The organism is Oceanobacillus sp. FSL K6-3682 (genome assembly GCF_037976165.1).
Lineage (GTDB): Bacteria > Bacillota > Bacilli > Bacillales > Amphibacillaceae > Oceanobacillus > Oceanobacillus sojae.
The window spans coordinates 583,902-601,617 of sequence record NZ_CP150263.1 but is presented as its reverse complement, the minus strand read 5'-3'; the positions used below and the strand labels follow the sequence as shown (position 1 = coordinate 601,617).

19 protein-coding genes are annotated in these 17,716 nt (G+C 38.0%); 3 read left to right on the top strand and 16 right to left on the bottom strand.

The genetic code is table 11. The annotated features are described in order from the left end of the window. Positions 1 to 84: 84 nt before the first annotated feature. On the bottom strand, positions 85 to 291 hold the full coding sequence (gene copZ, locus MHH51_RS03170; protein WP_147209215.1) for a copper chaperone CopZ: 207 nt from the start codon (positions 289 to 291) through the stop codon (positions 85 to 87). 352 nt (positions 292 to 643) lie between these two features. On the opposite strand from copZ, the gene MHH51_RS03165 reads away from it, so the two are divergent. The 3 genes from MHH51_RS03165 (at position 644) to MHH51_RS03155 (ending at position 2,974) form a co-directional block, all read left to right on the top strand. Continuing rightward, positions 644 to 1,618, top strand: a complete 975-nt coding sequence (locus MHH51_RS03165; RefSeq protein ID WP_339284436.1) for a glycine betaine ABC transporter substrate-binding protein — start codon at positions 644 to 646, stop codon at positions 1,616 to 1,618. 106 nt (positions 1,619 to 1,724) lie between these two features. Then, on the top strand, positions 1,725 to 2,528 hold the full coding sequence (locus MHH51_RS03160) for a GNAT family N-acetyltransferase (RefSeq protein ID WP_339284435.1): 804 nt from the start codon (positions 1,725 to 1,727) through the stop codon (positions 2,526 to 2,528). A gap of 92 nt (positions 2,529 to 2,620) precedes the next feature. Continuing rightward, complete coding sequence (locus MHH51_RS03155; protein ID WP_339284433.1) at positions 2,621 to 2,974, top strand: NIPSNAP family protein; 354 nt, start codon at positions 2,621 to 2,623, stop codon at positions 2,972 to 2,974. A gap of 89 nt (positions 2,975 to 3,063) precedes the next feature. Here the strand turns inward: MHH51_RS03155 and MHH51_RS03150 are convergent, their stop codons facing one another. The 15 genes from MHH51_RS03150 to MHH51_RS03080 form a co-directional block, all read right to left on the bottom strand. Beyond that, a complete protein-coding gene (locus MHH51_RS03150; RefSeq protein WP_339284431.1) occupies positions 3,064 to 4,539 on the bottom strand; it encodes a sucrose-6-phosphate hydrolase in 1,476 nt (491 codons plus the stop codon). Between the two features lie 53 nt (positions 4,540 to 4,592). Then, a complete protein-coding gene (locus MHH51_RS03145) occupies positions 4,593 to 6,038 on the bottom strand; it encodes a PTS transporter subunit EIIC (protein ID WP_147209209.1) in 1,446 nt (481 codons plus the stop codon). A 16-nt stretch (positions 6,039 to 6,054) separates the two neighbouring features. Continuing rightward, a complete protein-coding gene (locus MHH51_RS03140; protein WP_339284429.1) occupies positions 6,055 to 7,710 on the bottom strand; it encodes an alpha-glucosidase in 1,656 nt (551 codons plus the stop codon). Positions 7,711 to 7,811: 101 nt separating this feature from the next. Beyond that, positions 7,812 to 8,804 (bottom strand): LacI family DNA-binding transcriptional regulator, encoded by a 993-nt coding sequence (locus tag MHH51_RS03135; RefSeq protein WP_339284427.1) that lies wholly within the window; start codon positions 8,802 to 8,804, stop codon positions 7,812 to 7,814. Between the two features lie 156 nt (positions 8,805 to 8,960). After that, positions 8,961 to 9,413, bottom strand: a complete 453-nt coding sequence (locus MHH51_RS03130; RefSeq protein WP_339284426.1) for a DinB family protein — start codon at positions 9,411 to 9,413, stop codon at positions 8,961 to 8,963. Between the two features lie 16 nt (positions 9,414 to 9,429). Then, complete coding sequence (locus tag MHH51_RS03125; protein ID WP_147209203.1) at positions 9,430 to 9,909, bottom strand: GNAT family N-acetyltransferase; 480 nt, start codon at positions 9,907 to 9,909, stop codon at positions 9,430 to 9,432. 176 nt (positions 9,910 to 10,085) lie between these two features. Beyond that, on the bottom strand, positions 10,086 to 10,574 hold the full coding sequence (locus MHH51_RS03120; protein ID WP_147209201.1) for a nucleoside 2-deoxyribosyltransferase: 489 nt from the start codon (positions 10,572 to 10,574) through the stop codon (positions 10,086 to 10,088). 88 nt (positions 10,575 to 10,662) lie between these two features. Further along, the gene (locus tag MHH51_RS03115) at positions 10,663 to 11,433 is read right to left on the bottom strand and encodes a hypothetical protein (RefSeq protein WP_339284422.1); all 771 of its coding nucleotides are present in this window, start codon (positions 11,431 to 11,433) and stop codon (positions 10,663 to 10,665) included. A gap of 206 nt (positions 11,434 to 11,639) precedes the next feature. Further along, positions 11,640 to 12,257 (bottom strand): NUDIX hydrolase, encoded by a 618-nt coding sequence (locus MHH51_RS03110; protein WP_339284421.1) that lies wholly within the window; start codon positions 12,255 to 12,257, stop codon positions 11,640 to 11,642. Positions 12,258 to 12,359: 102 nt separating this feature from the next. Then, the gene (locus MHH51_RS03105) at positions 12,360 to 12,659 is read right to left on the bottom strand and encodes a Dabb family protein (protein ID WP_339284420.1); all 300 of its coding nucleotides are present in this window, start codon (positions 12,657 to 12,659) and stop codon (positions 12,360 to 12,362) included. A 549-nt stretch (positions 12,660 to 13,208) separates the two neighbouring features. Continuing rightward, on the bottom strand, positions 13,209 to 14,102 hold the full coding sequence (locus MHH51_RS03100; protein WP_339284419.1) for an AraC family transcriptional regulator: 894 nt from the start codon (positions 14,100 to 14,102) through the stop codon (positions 13,209 to 13,211). A gap of 91 nt (positions 14,103 to 14,193) precedes the next feature. Next, positions 14,194 to 15,174, bottom strand: coding sequence for a zinc-dependent alcohol dehydrogenase family protein (locus tag MHH51_RS03095; RefSeq protein ID WP_339284417.1), 981 nt, complete (start codon positions 15,172 to 15,174; stop codon positions 14,194 to 14,196). Positions 15,175 to 15,282: 108 nt separating this feature from the next. Beyond that, positions 15,283 to 16,011 carry an ABC transporter permease gene (locus MHH51_RS03090; RefSeq protein ID WP_339284415.1) on the bottom strand — a complete coding sequence of 243 codons (729 nt, stop codon included), beginning with the start codon at positions 16,009 to 16,011 and terminating at the stop codon, positions 15,283 to 15,285. Then, positions 16,012 to 16,722 (bottom strand): ABC transporter permease, encoded by a 711-nt coding sequence (locus MHH51_RS03085; protein WP_339284413.1) that lies wholly within the window; start codon positions 16,720 to 16,722, stop codon positions 16,012 to 16,014. Further along, complete coding sequence (locus tag MHH51_RS03080) at positions 16,719 to 17,630, bottom strand: ABC transporter ATP-binding protein (RefSeq protein ID WP_147209185.1); 912 nt, start codon at positions 17,628 to 17,630, stop codon at positions 16,719 to 16,721. The genes MHH51_RS03085 and MHH51_RS03080 overlap by 4 nt, the downstream gene beginning before the upstream one ends. Positions 17,631 to 17,716: the final 86 nt, after the last annotated feature.

Below are 17,716 nucleotides of genomic sequence, written 5' to 3'. Positions count from 1 at the left end.
TTAAAAAGGAGATCGTGCAAAAAATATATTGCACGATCCTTTATTGTTTATCTAAAAAGCTTTCGAAACGAGATATTTTATTATTTATACAACGTCATATCCCTGATCTTCAATTGCTTCTGTAATTTCGTCCAGCTTTACTTTCCCTTCATCAAAGGAAACATCCACTTTTCCTTCCTGAAGATGAACATTTACTGTATCTACACCATCTAATCCACCAACTGCTCCTTCAACAGAGCTGACACAGTGACCACATGACATACCTTGAACTTGAATTGTTTCATTAGTCATTTTATTAACCTCCTCTTAACTTATATATCTATCTTAACATACCCCTCATAGGTATTGTCAAGAAATTTTATTTTTTAAATTATCCTATACCTGATTTGAAGATGATGTACCAAGCGAATCCTTTGATGAATACATAAATCCCTTATAATTCACGATATTCCGACAAATATACCTGTATTATATGATTATCTAAAAGAAATCTCGTTTATTCGCAGCTTAACGGCATTTTATAACCTATATAAAGGTCCTTGTCCGGTTGCTCCTCCTCTATGTTCCCGTTATTCTTAAAGATAGGTCTATTTACCGCAAGATTTTTTATTATAGTTATAGAGAAGTGAGGAGAAATTTTATTATGAAAAAGAAATTAAGCTATTTGCTCATCGGATTTTCCTTCATTCTGCTTGCCGCATGTGGGGAAAAGACAAATGAAGGAGGGGCAATTGTTTTAGCCGACGAAGGCTGGGACAGTTTAAGATTCCATAATGAAGTCGCCGGCTTTATTATTTCCAATGGATATGGTTATGATACAGAAACAATGACGGGATCAGCAGCTGCATTAATGACCGGCATGAAGGATCAGGAAATTAATATACATATGGAAGTATGGACTCAAAATCTTGGAGAATCTTACGCTGAAGGGTTGGAAAATGGTGATTATCAAAAGGTTTCTGTCAATTTTGACGATAACTTTCAAGGTCTGTATGTTCCTACTTATATGATTGAAGGTGATCCGGAACGCGGCATTGAACCGATGACACCAGACTTGGAATACGTTACGGATTTAGCAGAATATTGGGAGGTTTTCCAAGATCCTGATGATAGCAGTAAAGGACGAATTGTCGGTGCTATATCCGGCTGGGAAGTCGATAAAATGCTCTCAGATGGAATTGATGAATACGGTTTAGATGAATATTATAACTACTTCCGCCCTGGTTCAGAATCAGCAATTAATATTTCTTTGTTAGATGCTTATGAAAGTGGAGATCCATGGATTGGGTATAACTATGAACCCAATTGGGTCATGGGCATGTACGATATGACACCAATTTTGGAAGAAGACCCGGAAGGACCATTTTCTGAAATGGGCGCGCAAGATATTGATATTACTGTAAGCAATGATTTAGAGGATTGGGCACCAGAAGTTGTAGAGTTTTTAAGTCACTACGAAACCTCCAGTGAAATTGCCAGTGATGCACTGCAATATATTCAGGAGGAAGATGCGAATGCAGAAGAAGCTGCTGAAAGATTCCTGAGAGAGCATGAAGATCTTTGGACAGAATGGGTGACAGATGAAGCAGAGGAAAAAGTAAAAGAAGCTTTAGAGTAAACATCACATCATTTTAATAAAAATAAGTTTGGCCGATGCCACAGTAGTTGAGATGAAATTCATCCAAGACTGTGGCATTTTATTCCAAGATAAGGGAGCAGAAAGCATGAATCAATCTGAACAAAAGCAAGTTATGATCAACAACCTGAATGCAAAAATAAAAGCAAGAGCAGCTATCCTAAAGGAAGCAAAAATCCATGAAACAGAAGACGGTTTTACTTATACAGACGCGCATCTTTCATCCTATAATTTCAATGTCGTCACACTCCCGGAAACCGGTTATCCCCTAAATCATAGTACTTTTAAAGAAATCATTGATTATTTTAACAGCAGAAAATACCCCATAAACGTATGGTGCTGGGAGCAGCAGACAGATGTTATTTCTTTATTTAGAGAAGCGGGCTTAAACGACTATGGAACAGATTATTTAGGTATGATTGCAGATCTTGAAGACTTCCAGCCCGTTGTTTCCAATGCAGTTGCAGACTTTCATTTTGAAAAAGCCGCAAGTCCTGAACAATTCGTTACTTTCGGTAATATTCTCTCCAGTTTATATACAGGCACCAATGAAGAAAAACAACTTCAAACCTATTTTGAAAAAGCTGCTCATTCTTCTCTTTTAGAGGTTAATAATTTCCAGCATATTATCGGCTATCATCAAGGCAGACCTGCAGCGATAGGCTCCATACTCTTTTCAGACGGTATTGCAGGCTTATACGATATTGCCACCTTAGAGAGTGAAAGAGGTAATGGCCTTGGAACAAAATTAACGAATCATCTGCTAAGCACAGCAAAGGAAGAAGGTGCAGCGTACTGCACTTTACAAGCATCTCCTGAAGCTGAAAATATCTACCGGAAACTTGGATTTAATACGATTGATATGTTGAAGGTATTTGTGAACTTTGAATAGGCCAGGTAAAAAGATGATTTAGGATTTTTCAAGATGGTATACTTCATTCAAAAGTTTATTTTCATAAGGACAGATTCAAAGGAGCTGAAGCAATGTTTTACAGACGAAAATACTACCTGGTAAAATCTGAATTCGCAGAAATACTAAATGCACATTTCAAGAAAACAAATCTCCCTAACCAGTTAAAGCATGGATCCCGTCTGATTGGACGCTGGATGATAGAAAATGAAGACAATATCTCAGAAATTTTTGCTATCTGGGAATATGACAGCTACGATGACTATTTACGAATTGAAACGGCTATCCGGGCAGACAAGGAGCATGTAATACGAGTCCGGGAGTGGTATGACCAGTATGGTGGAAAGGATTATGTTTTGAAGAATTATATTTTAGAAGTTAAAAATGAAATGCTGCAATCTACGCTTGATGAACAAAAGCAGTCATAGCTTATAAAAAAGCTCCAGTGAGCAATACCGGCCCGGCATGCTCACTGAAGCTCTTTCAGTTTATTCTCCTGTAACCTTTGCACTTATAATTAAGAAGTATAACCCCATTTTTTCAAATCAAAAGAGGCTGTCGTATCCTCAGCAAACAGCTTGATCCCATTGCTTTCTTCCTGTGGAAAAATTCTTGCGGTAAATACAACTTCACCTTCATTAACGAACACCTCGATGGAAGACGTATCCATAAAAATACGTAAAGAAATTTTATTATCTGTACAGGAAGTCTGACGAACAGTACCATAATCCACAGCTGCCGGAACTCCTGCAGCTGTACGATCAAGTACTATTTTTTGACGCTTTGTATCCAGATAAAGCAAGGTTTCTTCTTCTTTTCCAGTACGCAGCTTTAATCCTGCATTACCGTCTTCTGTTCTCATATCACAGTTCAACTCGTAAACAGTGCCTGAAAAGTCATCCATCGTTATTTCTTCGTCAATCAGATTTCCCTGCCATGCTGTCAGAGAACCTCTTTTTTTAATCATTTCCCTCACTGGAACCTGATAGATTTTATTATTTTTTATTTGCAGTTCTCTCGGAATCGTTAAGCAATTGGCCCACATATCTTTATCAGAAGGATAAGCTGTATCAGGAAGTCCCATCCAGCCAATTAAAATCTGACGTCCATCCTGTATCTGCGTTGTCTGTGGCGCATAAAAATCAAATCCTGCATCCAGTTCCTGAAAAGCATCACTTTGAAAATAATCTTTTTCTTTATCAAAATAACCAATAAAGCATCCGGAATTATGCACATTATGATAGGAATCTCCTTCTGGTTCAAGCCCTTGAGGAGATAGTATCAGCACATCATTTCCTTCAATCTGAAAGATATCCGGACATTCCCACATATAACCAAACTGTTCAAAATCCATTTTTAATTCTCCTTGAAAGCTCCAGTTCAACAAATTATCCGATTTATAGAGCAGCGCGCAGCCTGTATGATTCTCTCTTTCTGCACCGACAATCATATTAAATTTACCGCTATCTTTGTCCTGCCATACCTTTGGATCCCGAAAATTAGCTGTATATCCTGCCGGCTGTGCCGAAATTACCGGCTTCTCCTTTTTTACAATCCTGCCATTCTTGTCCATAACAGCTAGGCCTTGGGAAGATTCTCGATTCCAGTTCTCATCACGTTTGTTCGCTGTATAGAATAAATATAATAGTTCATCCTTAACAATACCTGTACCTGAAAAGATTCCATGACTCTCATAATCATATTCTGGAGCCAGCGCCAGCCCATTATCTTTCCAATTGACCAAATCATCTGATTCTACATGATACCAATGCTTCATGCCATGAACAGGCCCAAATGGAAACCATTGATAGAATAAGTGATACTTTCCCTGATAGTAAGCAAAGCCATTCGGATCATTTAACAGCCCATAAGGAGGCTGTACATGAAACTGCTGCCTCCAGATGCTGCTGTTCACTTTTTCCAGTAATTCTTTTTCCTCTGCATCCGTCATTTCACGGTAATGACGATACCTCATTTCTCTTGTCCAATCCATATTATTCTCAAATGCTCCCTTCCAAATCCTTTATCCAGGCTGTTTTAAATCTCTCATGAATGATTTATTGCTGTATTTTCATCCGGCTTTAACAGCTCTTTTGGAACAGCAAATAGATAAGCAAGGACAAACGCTAAAATAAAGGTAGCTATCCCGACAATAATATACGTTACAAATTGATACCCGCTGTAAATATACATTAATGGTGACAGAATAACAGCCAAACCATATGCATTAGCCTGTACACCCAGGATGGATAATACCATTCCCCCTAATGCGGAAGAGAGCAGCATAATTGTTAACGGCCGGGTTCCGTAGCGGATGATGACCCCGAAAAGAGCCGGCTCGCTGACGCCTAAGAGCTGGGTAATCCCCGCACTGGTGCCCATTACTTTCATATTCTTTTTCTTACTTCTGAAACTGATAGCAAAACAAACCGCTGCATTGGCAAACCCATACATTGCACATAATGTAATAAGCGGATTAAAGCCGGTAGAAGCAAGTAAAGTTGTTTCAATCATTAAGAACAGATGGTGCATTCCTGTAATAACGGCTAACGGATAAATTAATCCAATAATAAATCCGCCAATTCCAAATGGTACGTGAATTAATCCAGTTACCACATAAACAAGACCATTTTCTACAATGTGAAGTACTGGCCCAAGTACCAATAGTCCACCTAAAACGCCAACGATAATAACGAAGAATGGTGTAAACATTAAGTCCAGTGAATCTGGCATTTTTGCTCTAAGTTTTATTTCTACTTTTGAAGCTACAATACCGACAACAAGTGCGGTCAGAACACTCCCCTGATAACCGACAATCGGAATAAACCCGAATGCCATCAAGGGCTCTACATTGGATGTTGCATCTGCCACTGCATAAGCATTCGGCAAAGCAGGCGAAACAAGCATCAGACCAATAACAAATCCTATGATCGGGGTTCCGCCAAACTTCTTAAAGGCCGACCAGCAGATTAATGCCGGCAGAAAAGCAAATACAGTATCTGTCAGCACAGTAATCAGCGCTAATACTGATTCCGGAATAGCATCCGGTGTTGTTCCAAAGAATCCTAAAACAGATTCATTCAACAATACACCTTTTAATCCAAGAAATAGTCCTGTTGCCACAATCCCCGGAATAATTGGAATAAATACATCCGCCAGAGTTCTTACTCCACGCTGTATTTTTCCTTTTTTTGGTTTCTGACCTTCCGCATTTTGACTATCTGACTGTTTTTCTTCTTCATTAGAGTCACCAGCAACGGCTTTATACACTTTATTAACAATTCCTGTCCCAAGAATGACTTGAAATTGTCCTGAATTATAGAAAACACCCTTTACCATTTCAATGTCTTCAATTGCTTCTTTATCGATAGAATCCTTATCTTTGACGCTAAAGCGCAATCTCGTTGCACAATGCGTCATGGATTCAATATTATCTTTACCAATAATCTCTATAATTTTTTCGCCTGTTTGTTTATATTTATCATTAGACATGCTATTTCACTCCTTCTCAGCTGACGGCGATTCCCTGATAAGGTTCTAAAACAACTTCATTCCCCGTTATCGAAGGCTTCGTCTGGCTATATAAAATGATATCCACCATTGGACGGTCTAATAGAACTTTTTTCTTCTCTGTGCTTAGATTAACCAGTACCGTCAATCTTTTATCTTTATGGACACGCTCATAGGCAATTACTTCCTCCGGTACATCCTTTACTTCTTTAATATTCCCAAAAGTTAATATACCGCTTAATTCACTATCCTGTCTTAACTGAATCATCTGCTGATAAAATGTATAAACAGAATTATTTACTGCATTAATTTCCGGGTATTCTTCTGTCATGTCCAGCCACGGTTTTCCAGTAGTAAATCCGCCATACACCTCGTTGTTCCAAGGAAATGGTGTCCTTGTATTATCACGGCTCCGCAGGTTAACAAATTGAAGTGCTTCCTCTTCTGAAAATCCCTCCTGCATAGAACGGTGATAATTATCAATGCTGGAAATATCATTAAAAGCCTTTATCGTTGAACGGTGAAAGTTTTTCATTCCAAGCTCCTGTCCCTGGTAGATAAATGGTGTTCCCCGCAAAAAGAAATATAGCATTCCAAATGTTTTTGCGGTTTCAGGTGTTTGCCATTCTTCTTCTCTTACCATCTTGGACAGCACACGCGGCTGATCATGATTTTCCAGGAAGTTTGCTCCCCATCCAGCTTCCTGGAGTGCGGATTGAGATCTGAATAATAGCTCTTTAAATTCTGGAACAGTCCAATTTGTACGCTTAAACCAATCTGATCCTGATTCCACATCAATATCGGCATAATGGAAATCAAAAATCATGGAGAAGTAACCATCTTCCCCTATAAACTGATTAAAATCTTCATACTTCACTCCTGGAGCTTCACCAACAGTAACAGCATCATACTTTTCAAACGTATTCGCTTTCAATTCGTTTAGAAAGTTTTCGATCCCTGGACGATTTCTTGTTTTATGCTTGCAGGAAACAAGACCGTCCGCTCCGTCTGCCGGAAGACTTGCATAGTCACTGTCCTTTTTAATAAAAGTGATAGAATCAATTCGGAATCCTGCTACACCTTTATCGAGCCAGCGATTAATCATCCCATATAATTCTTCACGCATTTCTTTGTTTTCCCAATTAAGATCTGGCTGTTTTTTATCAAAAACATGCAAGTAATAGAGATCTTCTTCAGGGAGCTTCTCCCAAACCGATCCTCCGAAAATAGAACGCCAGTTGTTCGGCGGGCTGCCTTCTGCACCTGTTTTAAAAATATAGTAATCTCTATACTTGCTGGCTGGATTTTTTAGTGCTTCCTGGAACCATGGGTGCTCATCCGAAGTATGATTAATTACAAGATCCAATATAATTTTAATATTGCGTTTCTTCGCTTCTTCTAAGAGCTGATTGAAATCATCCATTGTTCCAAACTCTGGGTTAATCCCCTCAAAATCAGAGATATCATATCCGTTATCAACCATAGGAGATGAAAAAATCGGACATATCCAAATCATTGTAATCCCTAACTCTTTCAAGTAATCCAATTTTTCTGTAATCCCTTTCAAATCTCCGATACCATCGCCATTAGAATCATAAAAGCCCTTTGGATAAATTTGATAAACTACCTCATCCTGCCACCATTTTGTTTCCATGAGGAAAGTCCTCCTTATTTTCATTTATGGAACCGGTTCCACATGCTTTATAGGGAATCGGTTCCACATTGATTAAATTTAATATATGTTATGGAGAAAGTTTATCGCTTTCTTTTCGCTTTGTCAATACTGTTTTTTGGCAATACCTGATAATCCACGTATGTTGTTGTGGGATGAAATTTCTGTCCTTTCATTCTGACAATACTTTTTGCAGCGATATGTCCGGCTTTATTATAATCATAATGAACCGTTGTTAATGCAGGCGTTAAATAACTGGAGATCTGATAATCTCCAAAACCAGTCACAGAAATATCTTCAGGAATACGAAGTTTTTTTTCATAAATGGATTTCATTGCGCCGATCGCAATATTATCCGTTGCGCAAATCAATAAATCCGGCTTGATTTCGTTTAATAACTCCCTTGTTTTATGAACTGATTTCTCGATGGAAAAGTCAGTATAATAAATAGAGAGCCTTTCCTGCCCCTCTTTCATAAAACATTCGACAAATCCCTTTTTCCTTAAAACACCAACTGCTTCATCTTCTTCATCTACTCCAAGGTAAGCAATTTTATTAAAATCGTAAGCAGTTAAATACTCTGCCAGCTCAAAAGCTGCCTCATAGTCCTTATAAACAATACAATTCAGACGTCTATCCTCTTGACCAATCACAATAACAGGTACTTCAATGGATTCAATCGTATGAATATGCTCCTCTGTTAATTTTGTCGCCAGAAATATAATTCCTGAAACTTTCATCTTTGCCAGACGCTTTAAATATTCAATTTCTCTTTCAGGACTTCTGTCTGTATTTTCAATTAAAATATTATACTGCAGCTGCTTTAATTCCTTATCAATTCCCTGCAGTGTCGTTATTACCGAATAAGAGTCAAATCTGGGAATAATCACACCAATTGTCGGATTACTCTCTAAACGCAAATTTTGTGCGTATGAATTCGGAACGTATTCCAATTCTTCAATTGTTTTTTCAATTTTTTCTCTTGTCGCTTGACTGACATAACCATTATTTAAATATCTGGATACCGTACTTTTTGCCACTCCAGCTTTTTCAGAAATATCACGAATTGTAGCCATTGAATGTCTGTCCTTTCAACCTTGAATAATCATCTATTATAAAGATATTATACTCCATTGCCATATTATTTTCACGAATTGTTCTGTAACCAGTACTTCTTATACTTTTTCGTAAAAAAGAACTCTCCATCTCCAGAAAGTTCCTCATATGTTCTATCAACCAACAGCTAAAAAATTCTCTATTTGCTTTAAGTGATGTGCATCATGCTTCACAAATATTTTCACAAAGCTTTCAGCCGAAAAAGCTCTTTTCCCGGTTCCAATAGTAAACCTGTCCTGCTTATCTACTTTTTTTACTGCATCTAAAAATTCTTCTCTCCGCTTTATAAATAAATCTACTATTTGGTAAACAGATTGGCCTTCGAGAGATTGAATAGCCTTTTCATTCTGAGCATCATGATCCGGAAATGCCGGCAGATTTGCTCTATGATGCATCTGAGATACCATGTTTTGAAGATTGTAATCATCCCAATAATACATATGACCAATAATTTCTCTTATCGACCAGGCATTTTCTTTAATCGGTGTGATCAGTATTTGTTCATCCGCTTCTTTTAGCTTGGAAACCTCATCAATTGTCTTCCTGTACTCCGTAAATACTTTGCTCATAGAACCTCTCCTTAAATTAGAATACTTGTAAAGCCATAATAAATTGCTCGCCCTTTGGACCTTCCTTCCGCTTACCCGTATCTGCAAAACCGACATTATGATAAAGCTTTTGTGCTGGTATATTTTTATGATTGACAGCTAATATAATCTCATCACATTCAGGAAATACATCTTGTATAAAATCCTTAAGTAATGTCATTCCTTTTCTGGCATAACCCTTCCGCTGATGAACCTGATTGATAGATAAAGCAGTTAAAAGAATAGCTTTATGATTCGCAGAATATTCTTTTACACGATCCGTCTGATGCAGCAGGAAAAAACCTACCGGTTCTTCTCCATTCATAATCATGACACCATATTGACCTTCCGTCAGGTCTGAAATCTCGTGAGGCAGTGCAGTAAATTGATGCTGCTCTTCCGGAAGCTCGAATTGATTCAAATCATCTATGTACGTTTTTGTTAGGAGCTTTAACGTTATTGCTTCTGTCTTTTCCATATGTATTCTCCTTATTAAATGTAACTTAGTTTTCAGTTTAACATCTTTTTGTTATTTTAGGTCTATGCAATTTAGAATTTTTGAAATATTTTCATGATGTGTATATAAAAAAAGAGAAAACCTACCATACTCCATATAAAGCTCTGAATGACAATTTAGATTTTCTCTTACAATCATTATATACGTTTATTCTTTATCTCTAAAACAGCTTCCACTGCTTCCTCCAAGGAAGAGGTAATCTCGCCATTTCTTTTTATTAACCCTACCAAAAATAAATTACGATACACAAATTGATTTTCTAAACCATCTTCTATAAGCGCGTCAATCTTTTTCTGATTATCTCTTCCCTGCTGGCGGGTATCGGTAAATACCCCGACAATTGGGCGTTTAAGCATTGAAAAAGCTCCAATTTCAGCCGCTACACCAGAATCTACTTCTACGCCATCCAGTACTGCAATTAAAAAATCACTTTCTTCCAGCTTAGATAAATCTGCTTCTGCAATGATCTCACTATTTGCATATGCAGTCTTATCATTAATTGCCGCATTTTCCTGCGGTACATATAAGTCTATTTCCGGAACAGCCTCACGAATCGCTTTTGCCAGCTGTTCATTTACATAACGGTCACCTATTGAAAATAATCCATTTGCTAAATAACCTTTCATTTCAAGCACCTCTTATCCAGTCTAGTTCTTTTACTTATTTCTTACGTTCATTCCTTCATATTTTAACAGAATTATCCTTGCCTGGTTATCACTGCTGCTCTTTCTGAAACTCCAAATAGATATAAACTCCAACAATTAAAAAGGTCAGGATAATACTCAGGAAAGCCTGCATATCAACTCCAAGCGGCGTATTCTCCAAAATCATCGGCGGAAAATTCCAGGCAATTAAGATAACAGGTAATATCCATGTTTTCGCCCAAACAGACATTAGTACTGCTGCAGCTGTCACTATCCCCAATAAAATCATATTTCCTAAGAATTGAATTGTAACAAGGGAGGTTTCCACATAACCATCCATAAAATAAGCTGCTACAAATAAAAGCATACCAATAACTGCTGGAATCGCCAGAATTATATATTCTTTAGATACAGATAACTGCGTTTTAGAGGTGTATCTTACCGCAAAAACAGAGCCAATAATAAATAAAAGTCCAATTACAATTGTACTTAGGATTCTAAAAAGGCTGTATGCTACAATTTCTCCGTATAATACACCTCGTAAAACGTCACCAAATACCATAAAAATAATCGCACCTATAAGGATATATGGAATCAGCCAGGATACAGATGTGTTCTTCTTTTTATTCACTTCTTCTTTCAGCTCATCTAAATATTCCTGCGGGGATTTGTCGGTAATTTGTTTAATAGACTCATTATTTTGTTCCATCTCATAAAGCTTCTGCGCTAAATTATCTGCAGCTTCCTCAATATCAGATTGTTCTATGCCCTGAGAAAATAAATACAGCCGCAGCTTTTCTATAAATCGATTACTTTCCGAGCTTAATTTCGTCCGGTCCATTTCAATGCCCCCTTCTATGATCTATCAACGCATTGATATTTTAAAATCACTTATTTAGATTTTAAATTGTATTATTTTCCTCTGGCTAAGCAGATATCTCCTACAAAACATCCTCATTTTAAAGGACTTCACCTTGTTTTACAAGAAATTCGGACAGAAAAAAATTACTCCTCACTTGAAGAAGTAATTTTTAAGACAGTACGATATTAATCAAACAAGGTCGGCTTCTCCGGATCTCTCAAAAATTCAAACAAACATTTGATTTGTGTTTCTGTATTCCGATTTAACGAGAGATCAGGCAGGTTATCCTCAGCAAAAAAATCAATTCCTTTTGTTTCCATTCCCAATTTGGCTTCCCCGCTCATAATCTCGCATTGGATAAACAATTTATAATACTGATAAGGCTGTGGCGGGTGTGGATGTTTATTTGTATCAAAAACTGCCAGCAGCTTCATTGGCTGTACGTGAAAGCCTGCTTCTTCCTGAATTTCTTTGGTAACATTTTCTTTTGGAGATTCACCAATATCACAAAAGCCACCCGGTAACGCCCAGGCACTATCATGCTTTTCACGGACCATTAAAATACGATTATCTTTAAAAACAACACCCCGCACATCGACTTTAGGAGTCTGATAGCCTACCTCATTAGCAAATAAATCACGAATGGACTCGAAATCTAATCCCGTATATTCATTCATAATTTCAATGCTTAACGTACGCAGCTGTTCATACCGTTCTCTGTCATACATATCATTTGTAAAAGTCAATCCCGCCTGAGAAATAGCCTGGATTTGCTTCGTCCATTCTAACCACTTATCACTCATTTGAAATGCATCCTTTCTTTTAATTAATTGATTGTAAATAACACTATATTTCTATGTAAAAAAACAGTATAGAACAACTTTCTATACTGCTTTTATCTATGATTATAGCTGGTAATCAACACAGACACGATCCTTCACACACTCTTTCACAAAGCTTGACACACGCACATGCTCTGGATGTATTTGATATTGTTGTAATGCCTCCTCCGTCTCAAACTCGCTATCCAGAATAATATCACGATCGCTTGTCGCCAAAGGATTAATAATGACGTTGATAGAAGCAACACCATCTATCTTATCTTTTAAACTTTCTAATTCATTTTTGATTTTCTCTGCATTTACTTTTTTCTCTGCTTCACTGAAATTGTCACGATGATTCCATTGTACAATATGTTTTATCATGGCTTACAGCTCCCTGTTCATTTTATAGTTAAAGTTTATCATAGTCTTGCTTCCTTCACATAGATAACTTATTTATATATTTCTCTAATTTTTAAAATCATTTGATATGATTTTTTTAGAATGATAAGGTATAAGTAAGGAATTTAAAATTAACATTGGTTGCTAACCTTAAGCGAACATAGCTTACTAAGGAGGTTAGCACCCTTTTTATAGCAAGGGGTTTAGAGAAATACCCTAATAATAAAAGGAAATAATTTCAAACTTTGATTAGGTTAGCATTTTTTTCGTCTTTAGGCCTTGCTGTATTAAGGTGTTTTATGTGTGCTGTCGCATCTTATATGGATGCGTGGATTGAAATTGAAAATGTACGCGAAAATAATGCTGACGGCGATGTCGCATCTTATATGGATGCGTGGATTGAAATTTCGTAGTGCTTATAAAATAGGTACACCATGTAGTCGCATCTTATATAGATGCTCATGACCCAGCACCTCCAACATAAAATGATGAGGTGCCAAGGTATCTCGTCTTTTCATGTTAGAGGCGCTGCTAACCTTTTTTCTGCACAGCCATCCAAATCTCACTATATACATTCTCTAGATCGCTATAATCTTCTACAAAAGAAATTCCCGGCGCATCAACTAACTGATAATCCGAGGAAGGAAGCCATTCTGAAGCAATTTTCGCCCATGTTTGCTGCATTGTTTCAGGGAATGGCCCTTGTGATGAGAAAATGACCCAAATATGATTAGGCACTTCCAGCACATCCAGCCCTTCAAAGGGTCCTTCTTCATCTGTCAATACGCCAATCATATGCTCTAAATAGCCTTTCTCATGCACTTCTTTGCCCTCACGTAATCTGCTGCCTTCATCATAATTATAAGAAGCATTAATTACTTGCTTAGGCTCTATATTAGCGTATTGATGCATCTTTTCTTTCTGCTGATTTGTAATACTATTCGCCAGTTTTTCAATTTCCGGATTAACTCCTTCAAACTGCATGGGCACCTTTTTACTTATACCAATAATTTTAAATGCTTCTTTTTCAACAATTCGATAATTCATTTCTGCTCCTCCTTGAATCGTTAATTGAAAGGTGAGCTTCGGAAAGGCTTTAAGACGCTTTTTTTGCTGATTTTTCACTTCAGAAGGGTTAAATCCAGCCCATTCGCGAAATGCCCTAGAAAAACCGTCAACAGAATTATATCCATATTTAAAAGCAGTATCTGTCACATTAACATCATCCCGTAACAAATCAAACATTGCATTGGAAAGCTTTCGGTTACGGATATAAGCAGTCAATGTCATCCCTGCTAAAAAAGAAAACATTCGCCGGAAGTGGTAAATCGATGTACCGGTAATTTTCTCAATTTCTTTCTCGTCGATTTCCACATCCAGGTTCTCCTCAATATACTGTAACGCCTCATTCATTCTGCTTTGCATTTCCTTCTCCTCCTTCCATTAATTCAAGTATAGAGGCTGCTTGCATAAATCACTCGATAAAAAAGGAACGAGTTTTATCGGTTACGAAGCATCAGCTTCCGGATAAAATCACTTTTCCTTTTCTGCCATCAGCAGCTGCATCAACAGCCTGTTTTATATCTGCTAATTCATATTTTGCTTTTTCAAAGCTAAGCAACAGCTCTTGCTTCTCCACAAGGTTTATGATTTGCTGGAAGGTTCTCTGCCATTCATCGTGACCTGCCTTCTTGTTCCAGTGCCTTAAATGAAAAATATTCATTTTCACCTTATCTGCAAAAGCTCCCCAATTCATTTGCTCCCCAGACAACAAGCCGATACTTAAGAATTGTCCCTGACTCCGCAAACAGCCGGCTAAATCCGTTCCTGCTTTTCCGCCCAGCGAATCAATCGCTGCATCTGCTCCTTTTCCATTTGTTTTTTTCATCACAGCCTCATAAAGCGATTGACTGGATGTATCCACCACTTCAAAAGCACCAAGATTTAAAAGTCTCCGTGTATGTTTATTATTTCTCGTAACTGCAATCAAATGTAAATCTAAAATTCTGGCAAACTGCGCATACAAGTGCCCTATCGCTGATCCGCAAGCATTAACGAGCAGTACACTATCAGGCTGTAATTTCAATATTTCTGTCAGTGTAACCCATGCGGTAACAGGGTTAATATACAGCTGTGCAGCAATTATATTATCCATAGATTCTGGCACAGATACAACAAACCTTGCCGGAGCTATGACAAAATCCTGCCATGTCCCCTCGCCTCGTAACGACAGAACTCGTTTTCCAGTGAGATCTGTACTTACTGAAGCTCCAACATCCTCTACAATTCCAACACCTTCATAACCAGGTATATATGGAAGAGAAATTCTGTGTGAATAGCTTCCTCTTACCGGGATTAAATCGGATGGATTAATTGGTCTGGCTAACATCCTAACCAGCACTTCATCTCCTTTTGGCGGGCAAATTTCTTTTTCTCCCATCTCTAATACTTCATTAGGATTACCAAATTTATCACAATAAATATACCTGTTTCGCACTTTAAAATGTCCTCTCCTGTATGACTTTTTCTTTTATTATAACGAAAAAAGGAATAACAGCGTGAGTGCCATTCCTTTTTTCAAATACAATTATTAAATATTTCACTATCAAATAGCCTTTTTCTGGAAGTATAGATAGCCTCCAATAAAAAATATTAGAAAACTGCTGCCAACAACGGTTAGAATCTGATCCCAAGGTACAAAAAATACATCCTCTGTACTTCCGCCAATATTCATCATTAAAAATGGCTGTCCCCATGGATAATATGGCCCAAACCGCTCCGAATTAATGACTAAAATCGTTGGTAATGTAAAAATAACATTTATCGCAAATGGTGCGGCAAAGCTTTTGAATGCAATCGAAACCCATAACTGTAAAGCAATTAACGGCAAGGTTGCCACCCAGCCTCCGAAAATAGACTTCCAAACAATATCCATTGGAAAAGGATCTGTAATCCCTTCTATCACACCCACTAAATAAATAGAAACCAAGTACATTAATTGCATAGCAAGCATCAGAAGAATCAGCAACAGGTATTTAGAAAGAAAGACCTTCCCCCTCGTTACCGGCAGCGCCATCAGCTGTTTCCAGCCTCCTTCCTGATGCTCGTACTTGCAAATCACACTGGCTAAGACACCTGAAATCAAGGGCAGGAATAAGATAGCATAAGTAAAATTCATCATAACCAGCTTTTCATGCCAAGCATTGATTTCTTCTATTTCGATGGAGGAATTGGCTAACCCAATAAATAATCCAATCAGCGGAGCGACTAATAGAAGAAATAGTACTTTTGATTTTCGCAGCTTATACCACTCAGAATTTATCACGGAAAACATTTATTTAACGTCCCTTCTTTTAAAATCAATCATCCCCAGCAAATACAGTACCAATCCAAAGCCGGTTCCTAACAGGGCATTGATATATGAATGATCCCAATCATTAGATAGTGCCGGCCATTTCCAAATCACCCAATCAGGTAACAACGGGGCAGAATATGCTAAAATCACTCCTGCTACCCCTAGTGTGACAGGGATAGCCTGATTCTTACTGACAGTAGCCACCCAAAGCTGCAGTCCCAATACGGGAAATGCAGCAAAGAAAGGCAAGAAGCTATACTCCATTAACCGCAAGTATGGTATATCAGCCCCTAGCCCCAGCGTCAGTCCATAACCGGACATAAAAAGGAATAAGAGAACAGAGGATAAAAATAAGACACAGCTGACTACCGTAAATTTAGATAAATACACCTCCCGTTTGGAAACAGGTAAAGCAACTAACTGCTTCCAGGCGTTTGTTTCATCTTCAATGCTTGCCATAAAGGATGTCAAAATCACAATTCCTAAAACAATTGCAAGCGGCGTAAATGAATTGATGTTCAAAATATAATACAGCCAGCGATCATCCATCTGATCAAACAAATAATCCTTTCTCACGCCGTAATTGACCATCTGTAAAGCTACAACACCAAAAGGACCAATCAGACACAACAGCCACATTCCTTTACGCTTTATCTTTAAAAAATCCGCCTTTACCAGTGAAAGGATCATCCTGCCTGCTCCTCCTTTGTCATCTCTAAGAATATATTCTCCAGAGACCTTTTTTCCTCCTGTACCCTATAAATAGAGAACCCCAGCTGAACAAGATAGCGAATGGAAGCTGCTACCTGCTCATCATCTTCCGCCTGCAAGGTCACACTTTCTTTCTCTAAATCCGCTTTTTGTCCATTGGCAAGCAAAGAACGCCACGCTGCTTCGTTATCATTCACCTTCACCTGGATAGAAGCTTGAGCAAATTTACGCATGGTCTCGATCGAGTCCTGAAAGATCATTTTCCCCTTAGATACAACACCTACTCTGGTAGCCATCTGATCAATCTCAGACAGTAGATGACTGGATATCAGCACTGTCATACCATATTCTTCCGGAAGACTCTGAATCAGCTGCCTCATTTCAATAATGCCAGACGGGTCTAAACCATTTGTAGGTTCATCCAAAATCAACAGCTCCGGCTGGTGCAGCATGGCAGCGGCAATCCCGAGTCGCTGCTTCATTCCAAGCGAAAATCCTTTTACTTTTTTATTGGCAACCTCATGCAGGCGAACCTGTTGAAGTACTTCATCAATTCTCTTCTTTGGCACGTTAAGAATTTTTCTGCTTGCTTCTAAATTTTCCTTGGCAGTTAAATGCGGGTAGTAGGAAGGATTTTCTACCAGCGAGCCGACATTTTTCAAAATTTCTATCCGATTGTTTTTCATATCTTTTCCAAATAGCTGTACAGATCCGGAAGTCGGACGCATTAGTCCCAACAGCATGCGGATGGTTGTTGTTTTTCCAGCTCCATTTGGACCAAGAAATCCATATATCTCTCCCTTAGGTATCTTCATTTCCAAATTTGATACTGCTTTTTCTTTTCCAAATGATTTTGTTAAATGCTTCGTTTCTACGATATATTCCATCCTTATCACCTCTACTTTCAAGGATAGGGGTGCAAGGTTAAAATGAAGTATGGACTTTGTTTAAAGTTTGGTTAAAAAGCCGGGTA